The sequence below is a fragment of the Frankia sp. CoWAU3 genome (assembly GCF_977971855.1).
In genome coordinates this window covers 2,850-5,105 of the sequence record NZ_CDWWXB010000242.1, presented here as the reverse complement: position 1 = coordinate 5,105, position 2,256 = coordinate 2,850, and the positions used below count along the sequence as shown (strand labels likewise).

The 2,256-nt window shown below is 63.8% G+C and carries 3 protein-coding genes; all 3 read left to right on the top strand.

Annotated elements, in window-relative coordinates; genetic code table 11:
• Positions 1-24 precede the first annotated feature (24 nt).
• The 3 genes from AC08ON_RS16350 to AC08ON_RS16340 all read left to right on the top strand — a co-directional run bounded on the left by AC08ON_RS16350 (position 25) and on the right by AC08ON_RS16340 (position 1,830).
• Entirely contained in the window at positions 25-372 is a 348-nt protein-coding gene (locus AC08ON_RS16350; RefSeq protein ID WP_476617278.1) for a hypothetical protein, read from the top strand.
• Positions 369-1,004: a hypothetical protein gene (locus tag AC08ON_RS16345; RefSeq protein WP_476608371.1), complete on the top strand. Its 636-nt coding sequence runs from the start codon at positions 369-371 to the stop codon at positions 1,002-1,004. The genes AC08ON_RS16350 and AC08ON_RS16345 overlap by 4 nt, the downstream gene beginning before the upstream one ends.
• A gap of 526 nt (positions 1,005-1,530) precedes the next feature.
• Positions 1,531-1,830, top strand: coding sequence for a hypothetical protein (locus AC08ON_RS16340; RefSeq protein WP_476617277.1), 300 nt, complete (start codon positions 1,531-1,533; stop codon positions 1,828-1,830).
• Positions 1,831-2,256: the final 426 nt, after the last annotated feature.

The following is a 2,256-nucleotide window of genomic DNA, read 5'->3' as shown; positions in this document are numbered from 1 at the left end:
ACCTCTTGATTCCGCCGGATCCTTGTGCTGGAGGCCGATGCGCCGCCCTCGAAGGAAACGATCGGGCTGGTCCATCTCTGGCTGGATGACGTGGTGCAGGGTGTTGGGCGGGGGCCGACGATTTTACCGGACTTGCTCGTCGACGCGCTGCGTGACCGTTTTGATCTGCTTTCATCGCTGCGGGCGATCCTCGGCCGTTGGGTGGATCGGCCGCTGGGGGATTCGACGGCGCCCGACCAGGCCGCAGTTCGCACCTATCTCCTCGACCGGATCGATAAGGAGCTCTTCGGGGAGGATGTCGGCTTGCGTCCGCCCTCCTCGCCAGGTGACACCCAGCCGTCGCCCGCCGCAGGACGAGAGGAACAACGATGACCAGGAGTCAGTGGGTCTTCTTCGTCATGAACCTTTTCGGTCTCCTCGCCACGCCGCTTCTTCTGGGGTGGATCGCGGGCGGGCCGTTGTTGATCTGGGTAGTTCTTGCGCTCGCTCTGACAGGAGTGACAGTCGTCCAGGCGTGGCCGGTGCGCAGGATTCTGGATACGGAGAAGGCTCCTCCGTCGCCGGTGGTAGTCCCTACGATGGCGATGACCCCGGTTCCCGTCGTCTCCGACGAGTACCAACGCGAGCTGGAGAGACGGCGTGGTCTCGCTCAGGTGTTCTCTGCCGCGGACTCGGCGGCGGTCTGGCACCTGGCTCGCGGCGATGCGGATATCGAGGCAACAGGCCGGGCGATGCCCGTGCTGGACTATCTCCTCTCGGTGATCAGTCCAAAGGCGGAGAGCCGATTGCGGAGGCCGCGGAAGTGGGAACACGCTGTGGACGACGACATGACCTTCGAAAAACATGCCGAGGCGATCATACAGGAAGTCCTCCCAGATCCAGCGGACGGCAGGCGAGGCGACCTTGCCGCGCAGCTCGGAATCGTGCTCGACAGATGGAACACATCGGGGGAGTTCGGCAAACTGCTGAAGCAGCTGTATCCTGCCTCCCAGGCCATTTTGTAGTCGATGGACCACCTTGATCACTTCTGGCTGCGGCGGAAGCGTGGCCTGCCCTCGACGGATGCCGGCGACACGCCGGAGGCATCCGAACACGCAGCAGCGCTCGCCTGGGCCGGGTGGATCCGTCAGGAGGCGGACCGCGCCATCTCCTCCTGCGACCCGGCAGCTGACGTATATCACTCCGGACGAGGCGCCGTTGTCAGAATTGGACCGATTCATGCCGAAGGGCATGACCGCCTACCACCCACCCGGCAATTACCATGTGTGGTGGGAGTCCGTGAACCGCGAACCTCAACATTCCGCATCTCCCTTTCCAGCGGGTGTAGTAGGAGTTGGAATCTCCTCTTCATCCCGCTAAGGCCACGCTCCGTAGCTGGCTGATCGTCAAAGTCGGTCGATGATCCGTTTGCGGACCTCGTCGAGCACGCTAGTCTCTGTTGCCGATAGTAGCGATTCACTCTCTCTCGGTTCTGGAGGAAGCGTGGACAAGTCCGTGAGGCGGAAAGCCGCGGTTGTCGCGGTGTCTACGGTGGCGGCAGTGTTCGTCACCGTGGGGCCGGCGGCTACGAGCGCGCTGGCGTCGAGCTATCTCGGTGGCCCGGTGGATGAAAAGATCGCCAAGGATCATTGGGGTAAGGACCGGTGGGACGGCTGGAACGGTAAGGACCGGTGGGACGGCTGGAACGGTAAGGACCGGTGGGACGGCTGGAACGGTAAGGACCGGTGGGACGGCTGGAACGGTAAGGACCGGTGGGACGGCAAGGACGGTAAGGACGGTAAGGACCGGCGCCACAAGGACGATTGGGATTGGGATTGGGACTGGGACTGAGCTGACGAGAGGACCTGGACGGAACGCCACTGAAATACGGCGAACCGCTAGGAGAAACATGTAGCGGGGTTGGCGAGGGCGTCCGGCACGGGTTCCAATCGGCAATGACCGCCCGGGTTCTCCGGCCGCTGCGGCGCCGGACACCGTAGCTCTACGGTGTCCGGCGCTCGCGTCCCGTGGCCGCCACGCGTGGGTAGCGGGAAGGCTGCGCTCAGGCTCCCCGCCAGCGTCTATGACATCGTTATGAATGTGTCACGGACGATGGTGAGCAAGGCGATGAGCTGATCGTGTCTGGTGGCGCGGCGCCGGCATGTCCGAGGATTGACCGATAGGCCGGACGGGGCCGGGTGACGCCCGATACCGGAGCCAATCTCAAGGGACCCTGAGAGCACGGGCGATCCGTCGTTGTTCGCTCTCGTAGGCCGC

What these genes read in the sequence shown, in the direction of transcription:
- AC08ON_RS16345 (WP_476608371.1), top strand. Translation starts at nt 369, where the DNA reads ATGACCAGGAGTCAGTGGGTCTTCTTCGTCATGAACCTTTTCGGTCTC.